Source organism: Arthrobacter wenxiniae (assembly GCF_013376105.1).
Lineage (GTDB): Bacteria > Actinomycetota > Actinomycetes > Actinomycetales > Micrococcaceae > Specibacter > Specibacter wenxiniae.
Genome location: NZ_JAAMFM010000011.1, coordinates 88,540 through 107,775, shown reverse-complemented (window position 1 = coordinate 107,775; position 19,236 = coordinate 88,540). Strand labels below are relative to the sequence as shown.

The window sequence follows — 19,236 nt, the reverse complement described above, 5'->3', positions numbered from 1 at the left end:
CCACCCATTATCCCGATGTCGGCATAACACCCACTACGCGGCGAACCTGATGGCCGCGACACCGAAGAACCTCTGGCCGGCAGTGAAGGCCATGCTGCACTCCGTCTACGACCAGCCGGACCCTGCCAGTGTGAACGCCCAATTCGACCGGCTCCTGGACTAACGTCGAGACGAAATTGCCTAAGGTGTTCGCGCACCTGGACGCTGCCAGGGCGGAGATCCTCGCGTTCACCGCGTTCCCGAAGGACGTCTGGCAGCAGGTCTGGTCAAACAACCCCAACGCGTTGGTGGTGCACACGATCCGTCGGATCTCCCGGTCGAATTGCAGGAACGGGACGAACTCGGCCCACGCGTTCTCCCACAGCCTCACGATCGCCGGATACTTGCCGCCCCACGCCTCGCTGAATTCCAGGAACCGGGTCTCGGCCTCGTCGGCGGTCGCAGCCTGGTAGACCGGCTTCAGGGCCCGGGAGATGGCATCCCAGTCCTTCCGCGACGCGTACTTGAAGCTGTTGCGCATCAGGTGCACAACCCACGTCTGCACGATGGTGTCGGGCCAGACCGCAGCGACGGAGTCGGGCAGCTGCTTTAGGCCGTCGCACACGATCATCAGGATGTCTTCGGCGCCCCGGTTCTTGATCTCGGTGAGCACCTGCAGCCAGTACTTCGCGCCCTCCCCACCGTCCCCGGCCCACAGGCCCAGAATGTCCCGGTTGCCCTCCGCAGTGACGGCAAGGGCGACGTAGATGGGCCGGTTCGCGACTTGGCCGTCCCGGACTTTCACCTGGACCGCGTCGATGAACACAACCGGATACACCGGATCCAGCGGCCGGTTCTGCCACTCCGCCATCCCGTCCAACACCTTGTCGGTGATCGTGGAGATCGTCGTCTTGGACACGTCACTGCCGTAGACGTCGGCCAGGTGCGCGGCGATGTCCCCATGTGTCATCCCCCGCGCCGATAGCGACATGACCACATCCTCTATCGAGCCCAACCGGCGCTGGCGCTTGGCCACGACCGCGGGCTGGAACGTGCCGGCCCGATCCCTGGGCACCTCGATCTGGACCGGGCCGGCGTTGGTCAGCACCGTCTTGGCCCGGGTGCCGTTGCAGGCGTTGCCATCCGCCGAACCGCCGCGCTCGTGCTTGTCGCAGCCGAGGTGGTCGGTGATCTCGCCCTCCAACGCGGACTCCAACACCAGCCGGGTCAACTCAGCCAACAGCCCGCCCTCGCCAGCCACGGACAGCCCCTGCTACCGCGCCCCCTCGACCAGGCTCGCCACCAGCTGCCGGTCCACCGTCGGCGCTGGCACCGGCACCCTCTGCACCCGTTCCTCAACTGCGGCGGCGGCCTCGTAAAGTTCGATGTCGGCGGACGGCCAGATTTACGCACCTGTGCTAAGTAAACGGCATTGGCGTTAGTCCGGGAGTGGCTTACCTCGGGTCTCCTTGAGGAACGGAACCACAACCAGACCGAGAACGTAGACCGATCCCATCCAGATCGCCGCCGGAGCAATGCCGCCGAACAGCAGAACCAGGCTTCCCGTGATGATGGGCCCGATCCATGCGATGAGTCTGGTCCCGTTGAAGATCGTGGAGATCGCGGTGGAACGCACCGCCGTTCCGAACAGCTCCGGTAGGTAGAGCGGCATCCACACGAAACCGCCAAGGGTGAACATGCCGTTGACTGCGGCGACGATGAGGAAGGTCTGGACGTTGCCTGGCCAGAGATAGGTAATCGGCGTCAGTGCCGCGGATCCGATTAGGAAAACCACGATCAAGGCGCGACGTCCAAGCCGGTCGGCGACGAACGCGGCTCCGATGTAGCCGATAATCGAGCCAATCGTGTAGGTGACAACGGCTAGCTGTGCCCAACCGGCGGGATTGGGCACGCCCTGCCGAGTTGCAAGCACCACGGCAAACCTGGGCAGGAACGAAGAGATGGCATACCAGCCGGCAATCGTGACCAGTGACAGCGCGAGGGTCAACAGCACTTTCTTGCGGCTCTCGGGTTCGGCGAATATTCGCGTCAGGGTGAGCTGTCGTATTCTGTGGACAGTCTTGACGGTCGCGTTGAGTTCGCCGCGGGCAACCTTCGTGCCGCGTCGAGTCATGGCGCGCTGCCAGCGTTCCGATTCGGGGACTCGGGTGCGCAGGAAAAGCACTAGTAGTGCGGGGAGCACCCCGATGACGAACATCATCCGCCACGCCCCGGGATCGATACTCGCGATCACAAGCCAGGCGACTGCCGCGAGCAGGGAGCCGATACCAAATCCCGACTGCACGATGGCTGCGCCCTTGGTCCTCGACCGCTCCGGCCAGACTTCTTGGATCAGCGAGGCACCAGTGGCCCACTCGCTGCCGAGGGCAAGTCCGGTAAGAAAGCGCAAAGCGACCAGCATCCAAATCGAGCTACTGAAGGCGGTCAGCCCCGTCAGGATCGAGTATGCCGCGATCGACCAAAGCATCACAGGTTTCCGGCCGACGTAGTCGGCAATCGTTCCACCGATCAGACCACCCACCCCCGACCCCAGCAAGGTGATACCGATAACCAGTCCCGCATACAGGGCGGTGTGGACCTGTTGGTCCGGACTCAACAATTGAGCGAGCGCTGGGCCGACGATAATGATGAGCGCGTAGGTCTCAAAGCCATCAAGGGCCCACCCCAGCATGGCTGCGACGAGGACTCTGCGGTGTGTTCGCGTAAGGCCGCGCCACCACGGGATGTTTGTGCGGCTGTCAATGTCTGGTGGCGTCGGAGAAGTGGCTACTGGTTCGACCATGGGCATCCAATCAACTACGTTGTCGATGAGTTTTGCATACAATGTATGCACAGTGCCTCACGGTATACCATGGGTGACAGCGCACGCAATAGATGATGAGGCCGGTCGCGACGCTAATCTAACAAGGGTGGGACATGCAATTGCACGGTGGGTACGTTCCGCAGGCCGACGGCAATGCGAATGCGGGCGTCGTTGAGCGACTCCGTGAAGCGATCGTCCGGGGCGAAATCGAGCCTGGAGAGCGAATTAGGGAAGCCGAGGTCGCATCGCAGCTTGGGGTGAGCCGCACGCCAGTGCGAGAAGCGTTTCTCGTGCTCGCCGCCGAGGGGTTGTTGACACTGCAGCCGGGGAAGGGTGCTCATGTGCGCGTGTACAGCGCGGAGGACATTCGCATCGTGCACGAGGTTCGCAGCTTGGTGGAGGGTTGTGCGGCGAAGTTCGCGGCCGACCGCATCTCGAACCAGCAATTGGATCTCCTCAGAGAGAGCTGCGAGCGGCTGGAGGCGTTGCCGGACGGCGCCGTCTCCGATTGCAATGAGGAGAATCTTCGCTTCCACAACTTGATCTTCTCCGTCGTCGGCAATGCCCAACTCATGCACGTGGCCCGACATCTGCTGGAGGTTCCTCTTCCGTACAAGCGCGACTACTGGAGCGATCCAGCGAGGAAGCGGCGCTCGGAGCTCGCGCACCGTCGTGTTTACGCCGCGTTGCTCGTCCGGGACGCGTTAGCTGCGGAGGAGGCCATGCGGGAGCACGTGGCAGATGTCGGCCAGGACGTCTCCCAGGTGATTGCGAACTGACAGGGTCCGGCGAGATCGTTGGCCTGCCGCAGTCAGCGGCGCCCGTGCCCGTGCCCGTTGCATCATTTCAGTTACGGCCATGAGTCAAAGGGACTGGGAATCCCCTGCGGCGCTTCTATGTATGCCACGCGTTGTCGAGGGTCGTGGTGTTTGAATTGAAAATGTGGTATAAGCGCCGGGCGAGATAGCACTTGATGCACCGGCGCATTTCCTTGGTGGTGCGTCCTTCGCCTTCTCGTTTCTGCACGTACGGCCTCACCCATTCCATGGCGACGGGCGCTCAACAACTTGACGTGCGCAAAAATCTCGAGCGGCACTCTCATGCGCCCCGCTAGCCACTCCGCGGCCATCGTCGAGCATCGCCACCGCCAACCGTCCCACACCACGCCGCCCCTCACACCAGTTCCACCGACACTCGGCTGTGCTGTTACCACAACCAAAAAATCCTTCACACCTCTTGCATCAACGGTCGTGCCCGTCGACTTCAGCCACGACGGTCACTCACGCTGTAAAGCCCTTCCGGCACCATGAACTGGTATGGATACGAAAATTTGCAGCGAATGCGGGACCGCCTTTGACCCGCGACGTGCCACGCGGCAGTACTGCTCCCCCACGTGCTCCCGGCGTCACCGTGACCGCGAATGGCAGAAACGCAACCGACCCAAGTCCCGGCAAATGCTGCAGACGCAGCTATCCGATACTGCCGTGGAAAGCAGGAGTCATCCAATGGTGGGAGGGCCGAAATTCCCATGCCCACGAATGCTTCCAACGGGCACTTGAGGCCGACCCTGATTACCGGCTGGCCCAACTAACGGACCAGATGCTGGGCGCCCACATCATCGCCCCATGGGCCATGGACCGCAACGCCGCCTACCAGCCACCCATGAACCGCGGACCCGGCATCGAAGGCCTAGACATGGCGTAACAACAGGGCACCGTCATTCCCATCTGCTGGCAATCCGAAAGGAATTTGCGATGACCACTGACCATGGACTAGCCGCCGGCCCCCTTGAACCTGCGAAGTGGATGTCTCCGCGAGATATATGCAACGAGCTCCACATTCCCCGCCAGACCTACTACCAATGGCGGGCCAAGAGGCTGGGGCCGCCCGCCTACAAATTTGGGAAACTCATACGTATCAACAGGGAAGACTTCAACTCCTGGATGGCAAGCCACGCCGAGGTCACACGCGCTGCCGATCATGGCTCCCAGATTGCGAATGAGGCATAAACCATGGATCGAGAATTCTTTGAACCCCAACAAGCTGCGGAATTGCTGCACTGTTCAGAGGCCTGGTTGAGGGCAGGTGCGGCCAACTGCAAATTCCCACATCTTGCCTGGGGCAAAGGAAAAATCGTCTTCACGGACAAGCATTTGGAAGAGATTGTTGATCTCCGCGAGATTCGGGCCCATTCAACCGCTCAAGACATCACCCGCCGGATAGGGACTCGTGCGACTGGCCGGCCCCACTAAAGACTCAGGAGGTCCCCAACGAAGCGTTCCACGATTTGGACGATCTGCCCGTTGCCGTGGCAGCATCCTTCAAGGCTTCAGGCATGAGATGACCGTACACTTGCTCAGTGGTTCGTGTAGACGAATGCCCCAGCCTTCGGGAAATGGTGAAAAGCGACACGCCCTCCTGAATCAGCCAGGAGGCATGGGTATGCCTCAAGTCATGGATCCGAGAATTCTTCTTCAAGCCGTGCGCTTGTGCGGAGGCCACCGCGGGTACCCAATAGTGGTGCCAAAAAAGCTTATGGACGATTCGCCCGCCCGACGGGGCGGCGAAAAGGAGAGCGGTGCGTGGGCGCCCCGCCACCAGCGGCGCCAAGATGTCAACAAGCTGTTGGTCCAGCGAGACCGTCCGATTCCCCGCGCGTGTCTTAGTGGAGCCTATCTCGTACTGGGAGTCTGCCACTCGTTTCCAGGCTTTGTTGATGCGGACGGTGGCCGGATCGGACTGGAGGTCCAAGTCACCCACACTGACGGCCGTTGCCTCACCGAAGCGAGTCCCCGTGGTGACCAGAAAATTAGTGAACGCCTTGTACCTCTCCCCCATGGCATTCATAATCATGGCAAATTCAGCATGACTGAGGAATTGTGCTTCGTCCTCGGCTTTGTCGTCAGAAGGCAGCTCAACTCCGATGCAGGGATTGTCCGGCCGATATTGCAATCTCACCGCTGTCTTCATGGCAGCGAAAATAAGTCCGTGGTTGTTTCGGATTGTCTTAGCCGAGCAGCCTTTGGACTGCATCGTCTTGACCCATTGGGTAAGGTGCCGGTAGTCAAGCTTATCCAAGGGAATGTGGCCAATGACGCCGGCAATGTGCAGGTCGAGCATGGTTTGGTATGTGTGGATCGTGCCAACCGATGGACGCGTCAACAGAATTAGGTGTTCCTGGATGACGGCGGTGAAAGTAGGTTTCTTTTTATCGTTTTCGATGAGTGCCGTCTGGGCAATTTCAAAGGACTGCCCGTTGGTGTCCAGCAGTCTCTTCAGGAGATTGGCTTCGACTTCCGTGGCCATGCTGATCCCGTGGTTTCGTCTCGTCTCAGGGTCCCGCCAACGGACCATGTACGTCCGGGATCCATCCTTTTTGACGCGCTCACTAATGCTTGCCATAGCCAAATTGCTACGCCGCTGTACACAATTTTTGAATTTTTGTACACACTCAGAGGCTCAATATGCCTCTGACCTGGGGTAATACGGTGCCCGAGGTGGGACTCGAACCCACACACCTCTCGATACTGCATTTTGAGTGCAGCGCGTCTGCCATTCCGCCACTCGGGCCAATGCAACAAGGCAAAAAGAACTTCGTTACAAAGATCACGCGCCCGTCCGTGAACCACTCCGTGACGCGTGCGCGAAACTACTCTACATGCCGATAGGCTGTTTCGTAGAACCAAGCGCCACTCGCGTGCCTCGACTTCGGACCCGTGTCCAGATATCGCGGCCCACTGCTTCCAAGGAGCCATCAGTGTCCGAACAATCGGAATCCAGCAACACGACCCCCGCACGCCGCGTCATCGTCGCCGAGGATGAGACCCTGATCCGGCTGGACATCATGGAGATCCTGCGCGGCGAAGGGTACGACGTGGTGGGCGAGGCCGACAACGGTGAAAAAGCTGTGCAGCTGGCCAAGGAGCTCAAGCCCGACCTTGTCCTCATGGACGTCAAGATGCCCGTCATGGACGGCATCACCGCGGCCGAACAGATCGTCAAGGCACGCATCGCCCCCGTCGTCCTGCTGACCGCGTTCAGCCAGAAGGAACTCGTCGAGCGCGCCCGCGACGCCGGCGCCATGGCCTACGTGGTCAAGCCCTTCACCCCCGCGGACCTCATCCCGGCGCTTGAGATAGCACTCTCCCGCCACGAGGAAATCAAGGCCCTCGAAAGCGAAGTCTCCGACCTCCAGGAACAATTCGCCACCCGCAAGCTCGTCGAACGCGCCAAGAGCCTGCTCACCACCAAGATGGGCCTCACCGAGCCGGAGGCGTTCCGCTGGATCCAAAAGACCTCCATGGACCGCCGCCTGAGCATGCGCGAAGTCGCCGAGACCATCATCAACCAGGTCAACTAGGGCTCGACAGGCCCGGCCACCGGCAGGGGCTCGGCCACCGGCAGCACCGATTAACGTACGACGGCGGCACCCGGGAGGGTGCCGCCGTCGTACGTTGCGCCGTGGTTAGGCAGTCGGCCAGGGGCCAACCTTTTCCCTGCCGGCGGCACCGCCGTTGGCACTCTTGCCCGTGTCCGCCGAATCGCCGACCCGGTGGACCGTCACCAAGTTCGTCGAGCCCACCTGTCCGGGAGGCGAACCGGCCGCGATGACCACCATGTCGCCCTCGCTCACCAGCCCCTTCGCCAGGAGGGTGCGGTCCACCTGCGCCGTCATGGCGTCCGTGTGTGAAACGGTCGGCACCAGCACCGGCTCAATGCCCCACGTCAGCGCCAGCTGGTTGCGCACCTGCTCAACCGGGGTGAAGGCAAACACCATCTTGGCGGGACGGAGGCGGGAGAGGCGGCGGGCCGAGTCGCCGGACTGGGTAAACGTGGCCAGGAACTTCGTGTCAAGCTGGTCGGCAATCTGGACGGCCGCCGCGGTGATGACGCCGCCACGGGTGTGCGGCTGCGTGCCGAGGCTCGGGATGCGCTTGAGGCCGTGCTTCTCGGTGGCCTCAATGATCCTGGCCATGGTCTTGACCGTCTCGATGGGGAACTTGCCCACGCTGGTCTCCCCCGACAGCATGACCGCGTCGGCGCCGTCAAGCACGGCGTTGGCGCAGTCGGAGGCCTCGGCCCGGGTGGGGCGGGGGTTGTCGATCATCGACTCCAGGACCTGGGTGGCCACGATGACGGGCTTGGCCCAGCGGCGCGCCAGCTCCACGCAGCGCTTCTGCACCAGGGGCACGTCCTCAAGCGGAAGCTCCACGCCGAGGTCGCCACGGGCCACCATGATGGCGTCAAAGGCATCAACGATGGCTTCGAGGTTGTCCACCGCCTGCGGCTTTTCAATCTTGGCGATCACCGGCACGCGGCGCCCGGCCTCGTCCATGATCTCGTGCACGCGCTTGATGTCGGAGGCGTCACGGACAAAGGACAGCGCCACCAGGTCGACGCCGCATTCCAGCGCCCAGCGCAGGTCGGACTCGTCCTTCCCGCTCAGTGCCGGCACATTGACGGCAACGCCGGGCAGGTTGATGCCCTTGTTGTTTGAGACCTTGCCGGGCACTGTCACCACGGTGACCACCTTGACGCTGTCGACGGCGGTGGCCCGCACGGAAACCTTGCCGTCGTCGATGAGCAGGGTGTCGCCCACCTTGACGTCTTCGGTCAGCGACTTCAGCGTGGTGGAGCAGATGTCCTTGGTGCCGGGGACGTCCTCGGTGGTGATGGTGAAGACGTCGCCCACGGCCAGGTCGTAGCCCTCGCCGTTGGCGAAGCGGCCCAGGCGGATCTTCGGCCCCTGCAGGTCGGCCATGATGGCTACCGTCCGGTGCAGTTCGGCCGAGGCCTTGCGCACATTGTCATACGTGATCTGGTGCACGGAGTAGTCGCCGTGGCTCATGTTCATCCGGGCAACATTCACGCCAGCATCCAGGACGGCCAGGGTGTTCTCATAGCTGGCGATGGCCGGCCCGAACGTGGCCACAATTTTTGCGCGTCTCAATTTACCTACCTAGTGGTGTGGTTGACAGGGGAATTCTTTCGTCCCTGCTTCAAGCCTAGCTGTTAGCCGCTACACACCGATAGCCGAGTCAGTGGGTGAGACGGGCGCGGGAAGAAAGGTCTCCCCCATCAGGAACCTGTCCACTGCGGCCGCGCACGCACGCCCTTCGGCAATGGCCCACACAATCAGCGACTGGCCGCGACCGGCGTCCCCGGCCGCGAACACCCCGGGCCGGCTGGTCATGTAGAAGCCGTCCCGGTCCACGTTGGAGCGCCCGTCCAGCTCAACGGGCAGCTGGTGGGTCAACTCGGCCGTCTCCGGTCCCGTGAAGCCCAGCGAGAGGAACACCAGGTCGGCCGGAATGGTCCGCTCGGTGCCTTCCTTGGGCACGCGCCGGCTCCCCACATATTCCGTCTCCGCAATTTTCAGCCCGGTCAGCACGCCGTTTTTGCCGAGGAACTCGACGGTTGAGGCCAGGTAGGTGCGCTCCCCGCCTTCCTCATGGGCGCTGGCGACCTCAAACAGGTTCGGGAACGTCGGCCACGGCTGGGCGGAGTTGCGCTCCAGCGGCGGCTGCTTCCCGATGGCCAGCGTGGTGACGGACGCCGCCTGCTGGCGGTGCGCCGTGCCCAGGCAGTCGGCCCCGGTGTCGCCGCCGCCCAGGATGATCACGTGCTTGCCGCGGGCGTCAATCTGGTTTTCCACCACATCCCCCGCCACCACCCTGTTGGATTGCACCAGGTAGTCCATGGCAAAGTGCACGCCTTCCAGCGCCCGTCCCGGGATGGGAAGGTCCCGGGGCACCGTGGCACCCGTGCACACCACGACGGCGTCATAGCGCCTTCTCAGTTCCTCCCACCCGATGTCCTTGCCAACCTCGACGCCGGTGCGGAAACGGGTGCCTTCCGCCACCATCTGCTCGAGCCGGCGGTCCAGGGTCTCCTTTTCCAGCTTGAAGTCGGGGATGCCATAGCGCAGGAGCCCGCCAATCCTGTCGTCGCGCTCATACACGGCAACAGTGTGGCCCGTGCGCGTGAGCTGCTGTGCCAGGGCCAGGCCGGCCGGCCCTGAGCCGACGACGGCGACCGTCTTTCCCGTGAGCCGGGCCGGCGGCAGCGGGTGGACCCAGTCCTGGGCGAAGGCCTCGTCGATGATGGAGACCTCCACCTGCTTGATGGTCACGGCCGGCTGGTTGATGCCCAGCACGCAGGCCGCCTCACACGGTGCCGGGCAGAGCCGGCCGGTGAACTCGGGGAAGTTGTTGGTCGAGTGGAGCCGTTCAATGGCCTCCTGCCCCTTGTCCCGCCAGGTGAGGTCGTTCCACTCGGGGATCAGGTTGCCCAGGGGGCAGCCCTGGTGGCAGAACGGCACGCCGCAGTCCATGCAACGGCCGGCCTGTGCCTTCAGCACACCCTTTTCCTGGGACTCGTAGACCTCTTTCCAGTCCATGATCCGGACCGGGACCGGCCTGCGGGCCTGGGTGATGCGTTCCCGATTCTTCAAAAATCCGCGCGGATCAGCCACCGGTAACCTCCAAGATCTTCTGCCAGACGGTGTCGCCGTCCGGATCCTCGCCCAGCCCGGCTGCTGCCATGCGGGTTTCCAAAACTGCTGCGTAGTCGCGCGGGAGCGCCTTCACCAGGCGGGCCACGGTGGCGGGGAAGTCGGCCAACAGCGCCCCGGCCACCTCCGAGCCCGTCTCGTCCCGGTGCTTGGCCAACAGTGCGTGGACAATGTCCGCGTCGCCGGCGTCGAGCGGGCGCAGTTGCAGCTCGCCCGAATCCAGCGCCGACTTGTTGACGTTGGGCACCTGCAGGTCCAGGACATAGGCGGTGCCTCCGGACATGCCGGCGCCGAAGTTGCGCCCGGTGGGGCCCAGGATCAGCGCCGTTCCGCCGGTCATGTATTCGCAGCCGTGGTCGCCGATCCCTTCCACGACGGCCGTGGCACCTGAGTTGCGGACCAGGAAGCGTTCGCCCACCTGGCCGCGCAGGAACATCTCGCCGCTGGTGGCGCCGTAACCGATCACATTGCCGGCGATGACGTTCTCCGCCGCCGTGAACGCGTTGGCCCGGTCGGGCTGGGCCGTGATGCGACCGCCGGAGAGGCCCTTGCCCACGTAGTCGTTGGCGTCGCCGTATAGCCGCAGCGTAATGCCGGCCGGCAGGAACGCGCCAAGCGACTGGCCGGCCTGGCCGGTCAGCGTCACGTCGATCGTGTCCGGCCCCAGCACGTCAATGCCAAACGTTTTCGTGACGTGCCAGCCCAGCATGGTGCCCACCGAGCGGTCCGTGTTGACCACGGGGACGCTGATGCGCACGGGCGCCCGGTCAGCCAGCGCCTCGGCGCTCATGGCGATCAGCTGCTGGTCGAAGTGCTTGTCCAGCTCGTGGTTTTGCGTCGTGAGGTTGCGGACGGGCGTGGACGCGGGGACACCGGCGTCGGACAGGATGGGCGAAAGGTCCAGACCCGCCGTCTTCCAGTGGTTCAGCGCGTCGTGGGTCTCCAGCACTCCGCCCTGGCCAATGGCCTCCTCAAGGCTCCTGAAGCCGAGTTCCGCCAGGATCTCGCGGACTTCCTCCGCCAGGAATTCAAAGAAGTTCACCACAAATTCCGGCTTGCCGCTGAAGCGCTTGCGCAGTTCCGGGTTTTGCGTGGCCACGCCCACCGGGCAGGTGTCCAGGTGGCACACGCGCATCATGACGCAGCCGGACACGACCAGCGGGGCCGTGGCAAAACCGTATTCCTCGGCACCCAGCAGCGCGGCCACCACCACGTCGCGGCCCGTCTTCAGCTGCCCGTCCACCTGCACCACCACGCGGTCGCGCAGCCCGTTCAGGCGCAGCGTCTGCTGCGTCTCGGCCAGGCCCAGCTCCCACGGCATGCCGGCGTGCTTGAGCGAGTTCAGCGGGCTGGCGCCGGTACCGCCGTCGTGCCCGGAAACCAGTACGACGTCGGCCTTGGCCTTGGTCACGCCGGAAGCCACCGTGCCAATCCCCATCTCGGAAACCAGCTTCACATGGACGCGGGCTTCGGGATTGGCGCGCTTGAGGTCGTAGATCAGCTGCGCCAGGTCCTCGATGGAATAGATGTCGTGGTGGGGCGGCGGAGAGATCAGCCCGACCCCCGGGGTGGAATGCCGCGTCTCGGCAATCCACGGGTACACCTTCTTGGCCATGAGCTGGCCGCCCTCCCCAGGCTTCGCGCCCTGGGCCATCTTGATCTGGATGTCCCGGGCGTTCGTCAGGTAGAGGCTCGTGACGCCGAAGCGGCCGGAGGCGACCTGCTTGATGGCGGAGCGGCGCTCCGGGTCCAGCAGGCGGTCCACGTCCTCGCCTCCCTCGCCCGTGTTGGACTTGCCGCCCAGGCGGTTCATGGCAATGGCCAGCGTTTCGTGCGCCTCGCGGGAGATGGAGCCGTAGCTCATGGCGCCCGTGGAGAAGCGCTTGACGATGCTGCTGACCGGTTCCACTTCCTCCAGGGGCACCCGGGGGCGCACGCCGTCGCGGAATTTCAGCAGCCCGCGGAACGTCATGAGCTTCCCGGCCTGGTCGTCGATCCCCTGCGTGTACTTCTTGAAGATGTCATAGCGGCGTTCCCGCGTGGCGTGCTGCAGGCGGAACACCGTGTCCGGGTTGAACAGGTGCGGCTCGCCGTCACGGCGCCACTGGTACTCGCCTCCTCCGGCCAGGGGCTGGTGCGGGACGTCCACGCCGTCGACCGGGTACGCCAGGGTGTGCCGGGCACCCACCTCGGCGGCGATGACGTCCAGGCCGACGCCGCCCAGCTGGGAGACCGTGCCGGTGAAGTAGTCGTTCACGAGTTCCTGGGACAGGCCCAGCGCCTCAAACGTCTGTGCGCCGCAGTAGGAGGCCACCGTGGAGATGCCCATCTTGGACATGATCTTCAGCACGCCCTTGCCCAGGCCCTTGATCAGGTTGTGCACGGCCTGCTCGGCGCTGACGCCGGCAATGTCGCCGTTGCGGACCAGCTCCTCCACGGACTCCATGGCCAGGTAGGGGTTGACGGCCGCCGCGCCAAAGCCGATCAGCACGGCCACATGGTGGACCTCGCGGACGTCGCCGGCCTCCACCACGAGGGAGACCTTGGTGCGGTTGGAACTGCGCAGCAAGTGGTGGTGGACGGCGCTCAGGAGCAGCAGCGACGGGATGGGAGCCCAGGCCGCCGACGAGTCGCGGTCGGACAGCACCAAGTACTGCACACCCCGGTTGATGGCCCCGGAGACCTGCTCACAGATCTCGGTGAGACGGGCGCGCAGGGCGGCCTCGCCGCCGTCGAACTTGTACAGGCCCCGGACCTTCATGGCGATGCGCTCCCCGCCGGTGCCGTCGGCGCTCGCGGGGCTCTCGATGTTGGCGATCTTGGCCAGTTCGTCATTGTTGATCACGGGGAACGTCAGCGCCACCTGCGGCATCCTGACCTTGGCGCGCGAGAGCAGGTTGCCCTGCGGGCCGATGGCCGTGTTCAGGGAGGTGACGAGTTCTTCTCGGATCGAGTCCAGCGGCGGGTTGGTGACCTGCGCAAAGGACTGCACAAAATAGTCAAAAAGCAGGCGCGGGCGCTTGGACAGCACGGCCACGGGCGTGTCCGTGCCCATGGCGCCCAGCGGCTCGCCGCCCGTCTGGGCCATGGGGCCGAGCAGGATTTTCAGTTCCTCGGTGGTGTAGCCGAAGGTGCGCTGGCGGTGGACGACGGACGCGGCGGTGTGCACCACATGCTCGCGCTCGGGCAGATCAGCCAGGCGGATGGTGTTTTCCTTGACCCATTCAGCCCACGGGTTGGCGGCGGCGAGCTGGTTCTTGACCTCCTCATCGCGGATCAGGCGGCCATTTTCGGTGTCCACCACGAACATCCGGCCGGGGGCCACGCGGCCCTTCTCCACGATCTTTTCCGCGGGGATTTCCAGCACGCCCACCTCGGAGGCGAAGACCACCAGGCCGTCCTCGCTCACCCAGTAGCGGAACGGACGCAGCCCGTTGCGGTCCAGGGTGGCGCCCACCTGGGTGCCGTCCGTGAAGGACACCGCGGCGGGCCCGTCCCACGGTTCCATCATCAGGGAGTGGTATTCGTAGAAGGCCTTGCGGTCCGGGTCCATCGTGGCGTGGTTTTCCCAGGCCTCCGGGATCATCATCATGATGGCCTCGGTGATGGGGCGCCCGGAGAGCCACAACAGCTCGGCCACCTCGTCGAACGAGGCGGAGTCCGACGCCCCCGCGGTGCAGATGGGGAACAGTTCCTCGGGAGAGTCGCCCAGCAGCGCGTGGGACATGGTGGACTGGCGGGCCCGCATCCAATTCCGGTTGCCCTTCACGGTGTTGATTTCCCCGTTGTGGGCGATGGCCCGGAACGGCTGCGCCAGCGGCCACGACGGGAACGTATTGGTGGAGAAGCGGGAGTGCACCACCGCAAGCAGGGTCGTGAAGCGCTCGTCGGAGAGGTCAGGGTAGAAGGGTTCGAGCTGGGCCGTGGTCAGCATGCCCTTGTAGACGATGGTCTTGGAGGACAGCGAGGGAAAGTAGACCCCGAACTTGTGCTGGGCGCGCTTGCGCAGCCGGAAGGCCTTCGCGTCCAGGACGTTGGCCTCGCTCTTGGCGGATGCCGGCACGGGGCGTGCGTCCGCGGCGGGGTCCGCCGCCTCACTTTGCGCCAGGAACAGCTGGCTGAAGTGGGGCATGCACTCGCGGGCGCTGGTACCCACCAGGTCAGCCACCACGGGGACCTCACGCCAGCCCAGCACCGTCAGTCCGTCACGTGCGGCCAGCGCCTCGATGCCGGCCCGCGTGGCTGCCAGCTCCTTGGGCTCAGTGGGGAGGAACGCCGTGCCCACCGCGTACTCCCCCACCGGCGGCAGGTCCAGGCCGGCAACGGCGCGGAAGAATTCATCGGGGATCTGGACCAGGATGCCGGCGCCGTCCCCCGTCCCCTCGTCCGCACCCACCGCGCCGCGGTGTTCGAGTTTGCGCAATGCGGTCAGCGCGTTTTGGACAATGTCATGTCCCGGGACGCCGCGCAGGGTGGCCACGATGGCCAGCCCGCAGGCATCCTTTTCGGCCTCGGGGCGGTACAGGCCCTCCTGCTCCGGCAGGGCGGCAAACCGCGAAAACGGCGAAAGTGCGCCGTCGGCGGCCTGCTGTGAAGATCGAGTCATGACTGTGGAGTCCTTCCCCTGGTCGAGCGGTGAAGTCGAGCGGTGAATGGGGACGACGGCGGCCCATGGCGACCTGGGAACATTCCCCGGAAGCGCTTTTGGTGCGCAACTGCGGTGCTGCGCCGCCGCCCACTGTGGCACGCACATCGGGAAGGTTGTTCCTTGGTGCATATGCACAATTGGGCCCGGCTGTGTCCATGCCCCACTGTGCGCGGCGGTTTTCACTATATAGGGCATCAAACGCCAGTGAGTACATCCATTCCGCATCATGAACAGTTATGCATGAACAGTAATACCCGCCGCCCGGAATCTCCATCGCCGGTTGACCCGCCGGTTGCCACTTCAGCGCATTTTCACCGAAACAGGGGCCAACCCGCCAACGCCCCGACAAGATACACCGTCAGTGCGGGTTGGACCCGGCTTCACGGATCGGTCGGGATTTGGACCCGGCTTCGCGGATCGGTCGGGATTTGGGCCCGGCTTCGCGGATCGGTCGGGAGCGGGGGGCGCAGGCTGCCCGGCAGCAGGCGCACCGGCCGGACTGGCGGGAGACCCGGGAGCAGGCGCGCCGGCGGATGCAGGCAATCCGACTGCGGCGGAAGGCCGGGCGAGGGTATAAGCCCGGCGCCCCGGCGCGTTGCCCCGTCCCGCCCGTCATGCAGCTCAGGCAGCCATGGAGCACTCGCGGAAGCACAAGGCGGGGCGCCCCGGCCGCATTGTCGGGGCCGCAGCGCGCAAAAGGGCGGCCCCTTGCGGGGCCGCCCTGGTTCACATGCGGTGCCGGCGGCTGTTGCTGCCGAGGGGCGGGCCGTTAAGCCTCCGGCTTCCGGTGAGCCTCGGCCGCCGACGAACTGGCGGGCCCGGAACTTCCAGCTGCGGAACTTCCCTCTGCGGAGCTTCCAGCTGCGCGACCGCCCTGCGCGTCCCCGCCGGCCGCCGTGGGCGCTGCGTGCCTGGCACCGCCGTCGTCCACGGTGGCTGCCGTGTCGGCGCCGGCCGCGGTGTCCTTGGCCGCGGCATGGCCGGCGGGCGTGGCCGTGGGAGCGGTGCCGTGCGCACCCTTGTCAGCACCATCGGCACCGTCAGGCCCAGCGGCGGCCCCCGCGGGAGCCGGCTCGCGGCCCGGCAGGAAGACCGAGTGGGAGACGGAACTGCGGCGCACGAAGGTCAGGACCAGGAACACCACCAGCGCGGCGGCGAAGACAAAGATGCTGGTCCACACGTTCAGCCGCGCCGTGACGCCAAAGAACGTGATGTGCTCCGCGGCGTCGATCCGCAGCATTTCAATCCACAGGCGGCCGGCCGTGTAGATCATGGCGTACATCAGGAACAGTCGGCCGCGGCGCAGCTTGAAGTGCCTGTCGATGAGCAGCAGCGCCACCACGCCCAGGACGTCCCACACGCATTCGTACAGGAACGTGGGGTGGAACAGGGTGTCGGGGCTGAAGCCGGTCGGCACGAACTGCGGGTCCACGTGCAGGCCCCACGGCAGCGTGGTGGGCCCGCCAAACAGCTCCTGGTTGAAGTAGTTGCCCCAGCGGCCAATGGCCTGCGCCAGCAGGATGCCCGGTGCGGCAGCATCAATGAACGCGGAGATCTTCACCCCGGCACGGCGGCAGCCGATCCATGCACCAACGACGCCCAGGACCACGGCACCCCAGATGCCGAGCCCGCCCAGCCAGATCTGCGGAATCAGCCAGAGGTTTCCGTGGCCGTTGTACCCGGGGCCGAAGTACGCGTCGGGGGAGGAAAACACGTGGTAGAGCCGGCCGCCGATGATGCCGAAGGGGATGGCCCAAATCGCGATGTCCCAGATGGAGCCCTCGGGGCCGCCGCGCCGCTTCCAGCGGATGCTGGTCAGCCAGATCGCGGCAACGATGCCCAGCAGGATGCACAGCGCGTAGGCATGGACGCGCAGCGGGCCGATGTCGAAGCCGGACCACCCCGGTGCAGGAATGGCCGTGGCGGCGGACGCTGCCAGGGATTGGGCGATGTCGGTTGAGGTCACTGGCGGCTGGCTCCCGTGGTGGAGGACGGTGTGGCGGCGGCCGGCACAAAGCCGGTGCTGAGTTCCTTGGCAAGCGCACCGACGGCCGGCACGCCGCCGTCGCGCAGGGCCGCCACGAGGGCGGTGCCGACGATCACGCCGTCGGCGTAGGCGGCGATTTCACGCACGTGCTCGGGCCGGGACACGCCAAGGCCCACGCACACGCGTTCGGCACCGGCCGCATGGGCCGCGGCCACCACGGCCTGGGCGGTGTTGGCGACGGCCGCCCGGGCACCCGTGACGCCCATGATGGACACGGCGTAGACAAATCCGCGGGTGGTCGCCACCGTCATGGCAACGCGTTCCGGGCTGGACGACGGCGCCACAAGGAACACGCGGTCCAGCCCGTACTTGTCCGAGGCGGCGAACCATTCGGCGGCCTCGTCCGGGATGAGGTCCGGGGTGATGAGCCCGGCGCCCCCGGCCTCGGCCAGCCGCCGGGAAAATTCGTCAACGCCCATGCGCAGCACGGGGTTCCAGTAGGTCATGACCAGCACGGCGGCGTCGGTCTCCGCGGTGACGGCGGCGACGATGTCAAAGACGTCGGCCACGCGGAAGCCGTTGGCCAGGGCCTGCGTGGTGGCTGCCTGAATGACGGCGCCGTCCATGACGGGGTCCGAGTACGGGATCCCGATTTCGATGATGTCGGCGCCGTTGCGGGCCACGGCAAGGGCGGCGTCAATGGAGGCCTGCTTGTCGGGGAAACCAGCCGGCAGGTACGCGATCAGGGCCTTGCGGCCCGCGGCCTTGGCGCGGTCGATCGCCGCGGCGGACTTGCTGCCGGCGGACTGGCTGCCGGCGGTCCGTGCGTGTGCTTCACTCATGGGTGGCATCCTCTGCGTTCTCGTCGGCTGTGCGTTCGTCGACGGAACCCGCCGGTGTGGCGCCCTTGGCGGAGCGGGTGGACAGCATGGTCCCCTTGACGTGGCCGTTCTCGTCGAGCATGCCGAACCACTCGGCGGCCGTTTCCACGTCCTTGTCGCCGCGTCCGGACAGGTTGACGATGATGACGATGTCCGACGGCGTTGCCACGGACTCCGTGAGCCGCCTGCCCACCTTGATGGCCCCAGCCAGCGCGTGGGAGGACTCGATGGCGGGGATGATGCCTTCGGTCTGGCTGAGGAGCTTGAAGGCGTCCATGGCCTCCGCGTCGGTGATGGGCTCATAGGTGACGCGGCCGACGTCGTGCAGGTACGAGTGCTCCGGGCCGACGCCCGGGTAGTCCAGGCCGGCGGAGATGGAGTGGGACTCGACGGTCTGGCCGTCGTCGTCCTGCATCAGGTAGGAGCGGGCGCCGTGGAGCACGCCGGGCAGGCCCAGCGTGATGGTGGCCGCGTGGCGGCCGGTTTCAACGCCGTCGCCCCCGGCCTCGAAGCCGTAGATCTTCACTGAGGGGTCGTCCAGGAAGCCGTGGAAGATGCCGATGGCGTTGGAGCCGCCGCCGATGCAGGCACACACGGCGTCGGGCAGGCGGCCGATCTGGTCCAGGATCTGGCCGCGGGCCTCCTCGCCGATGACCTCGTGGAAGAAGCGGACCATGGCGGGGAACGGGTGGGCCCCGGCGGCGGTGCCCAACAGGTAGTGGGTGTTCCCGACGTTGGCCACCCAGTCGCGGAGCGCGTCGTTAATGGCGTCCTTGAGCGTCTGCGAACCGTTGGTCACGGGCACCACCGTGGCGCCGAGCAGCTGCATGCGGGCCACGTTCAGGGACTGGCGGCGGCAGTCCTCGGCCCCCATGTACACGACGCACTCCATTCCGAGCAGGGCGGCTGCGGTGGCGCTGGCCACCCCGTGCTGGCCGGCCCCGGTTTCGGCGATGATGCGGGTCTTGCCCATGCGCCGGGCGAGCAGCGCCTGGCCCAGGACATTGTTGATCTTGTGTGAACCGGTATGGTTCAGGTCCTCGCGCTTGAGGAAGATCCGGGCGCCGCCGGCATGCTCGCTGAAGCGCTTCGCCTCGGTCAGCAGCGATGGGCGGCCCGAGTAGTTCTTGTTCAGCTCGGCGACCTCGGCCAGGAACTCCGGATCGGCCTTGGCCTTTTCAAAGGTGTCCTCAAGCTCGTCCAGGGCGGCGATGAGCGACTCCGGCATCCAGCGCCCGCCGTAGCTGCCGAAGTAGGGGCCCGGCGCATGGCGCAGGGAGTGCGCCGGGACGCCCGCGTCCGGTCCGTGCCCGCCGGCCAGGAACGCCGTTGCGGGATCCTCCATGCCGGCAGGTCCTGATGACGAAGCTGTGGGCTCATGGGCCATCAGTTCCACCGTCCTGT

Annotated in this window: 12 protein-coding genes, 1 tRNA gene and 2 pseudogenes; 5 read left to right on the top strand and 10 right to left on the bottom strand. The window is 65.5% G+C overall.

Annotated features, from left to right (window positions below; genetic code table 11):
* Positions 1–308 (top strand): annotated as a pseudogene (locus G6034_RS19800) (transposase); the annotation flags it as partial.
* On the opposite strand, the pseudogene G6034_RS09570 reads toward G6034_RS19800, so the two are convergent.
* Both G6034_RS09570 and G6034_RS09565 read right to left on the bottom strand, forming a co-directional pair.
* Positions 278–1,312: pseudogene (locus G6034_RS09570) on the bottom strand (IS256 family transposase); the annotation flags it as partial. The pseudogenes G6034_RS19800 and G6034_RS09570 overlap by 31 nt on opposite strands.
* 105 nt (positions 1,313–1,417) lie before the next feature.
* Positions 1,418–2,782, bottom strand: a complete 1,365-nt coding sequence (locus G6034_RS09565) for an MFS transporter (protein WP_176634877.1) — start codon at positions 2,780–2,782, stop codon at positions 1,418–1,420.
* A gap of 134 nt (positions 2,783–2,916) precedes the next feature.
* Here G6034_RS09565 and G6034_RS09560 point away from each other — a divergent pair, with 134 nt between their 5' ends.
* The 3 genes from G6034_RS09560 (at position 2,917) to G6034_RS09545 (ending at position 5,055) form a co-directional block, all read left to right on the top strand.
* The gene (locus G6034_RS09560) at positions 2,917–3,582 is read left to right on the top strand and encodes a GntR family transcriptional regulator (RefSeq protein ID WP_176634876.1); all 666 of its coding nucleotides are present in this window, start codon (positions 2,917–2,919) and stop codon (positions 3,580–3,582) included.
* An 846-nt stretch (positions 3,583–4,428) separates the two neighbouring features.
* On the top strand, positions 4,429–4,812 hold the full coding sequence (locus G6034_RS20455; protein WP_425485493.1) for a helix-turn-helix domain-containing protein: 384 nt from the start codon (positions 4,429–4,431) through the stop codon (positions 4,810–4,812).
* A gap of 3 nt (positions 4,813–4,815) precedes the next feature.
* A complete protein-coding gene (locus tag G6034_RS09545; RefSeq protein ID WP_176634873.1) occupies positions 4,816–5,055 on the top strand; it encodes a hypothetical protein in 240 nt (79 codons plus the stop codon).
* 4 nt (positions 5,056–5,059) lie between these two features.
* Here the strand turns inward: G6034_RS09545 and G6034_RS09540 are convergent, their stop codons facing one another.
* Entirely contained in the window at positions 5,060–6,109 is a 1,050-nt protein-coding gene (locus G6034_RS09540) for a tyrosine-type recombinase/integrase (RefSeq protein ID WP_246295569.1), read from the bottom strand.
* 183 nt (positions 6,110–6,292) lie between these two features.
* Positions 6,293–6,373: transfer RNA gene (locus G6034_RS09535), tRNA-Leu, on the bottom strand.
* A gap of 187 nt (positions 6,374–6,560) precedes the next feature.
* Between G6034_RS09535 and G6034_RS09530 the strand changes: the two genes are divergently transcribed.
* Positions 6,561–7,163, top strand: a complete 603-nt coding sequence (locus G6034_RS09530; RefSeq protein ID WP_176634871.1) for a response regulator — start codon at positions 6,561–6,563, stop codon at positions 7,161–7,163.
* Between the two features lie 105 nt (positions 7,164–7,268).
* On the opposite strand, the gene pyk is transcribed toward G6034_RS09530, so the two are convergent.
* The 6 genes from pyk to trpB all read right to left on the bottom strand — a co-directional run bounded on the left by pyk (position 7,269) and on the right by trpB (position 19,219).
* Positions 7,269–8,753: a pyruvate kinase gene (gene pyk, locus G6034_RS09525; RefSeq protein ID WP_176634870.1), complete on the bottom strand. Its 1,485-nt coding sequence runs from the start codon at positions 8,751–8,753 to the stop codon at positions 7,269–7,271.
* 69 nt (positions 8,754–8,822) lie between these two features.
* A complete protein-coding gene (locus tag G6034_RS09520; protein ID WP_176634869.1) occupies positions 8,823–10,277 on the bottom strand; it encodes a glutamate synthase small subunit in 1,455 nt (484 codons plus the stop codon).
* Positions 10,270–14,922, bottom strand: coding sequence for a glutamate synthase large subunit (gene gltB, locus G6034_RS09515; RefSeq protein WP_176634868.1), 4,653 nt, complete (start codon positions 14,920–14,922; stop codon positions 10,270–10,272). The genes G6034_RS09520 and gltB overlap by 8 nt, the downstream gene beginning before the upstream one ends.
* Positions 14,923–15,733: 811 nt before the next feature.
* Positions 15,734–16,930: a prolipoprotein diacylglyceryl transferase gene (gene lgt / locus G6034_RS09510; RefSeq protein WP_176634867.1), complete on the bottom strand. Its 1,197-nt coding sequence runs from the start codon at positions 16,928–16,930 to the stop codon at positions 15,734–15,736.
* Entirely contained in the window at positions 16,927–17,793 is an 867-nt protein-coding gene (gene trpA, locus G6034_RS09505; RefSeq protein WP_176634866.1) for a tryptophan synthase subunit alpha, read from the bottom strand. Before trpA ends, lgt begins: the two co-directional genes overlap by 4 nt.
* Positions 17,786–19,219, bottom strand: a complete 1,434-nt coding sequence (trpB, locus tag G6034_RS09500; protein WP_176634865.1) for a tryptophan synthase subunit beta — start codon at positions 19,217–19,219, stop codon at positions 17,786–17,788. Before trpB ends, trpA begins: the two co-directional genes overlap by 8 nt.
* Between the last annotated feature and the right edge of the window lie 17 nt (positions 19,220–19,236).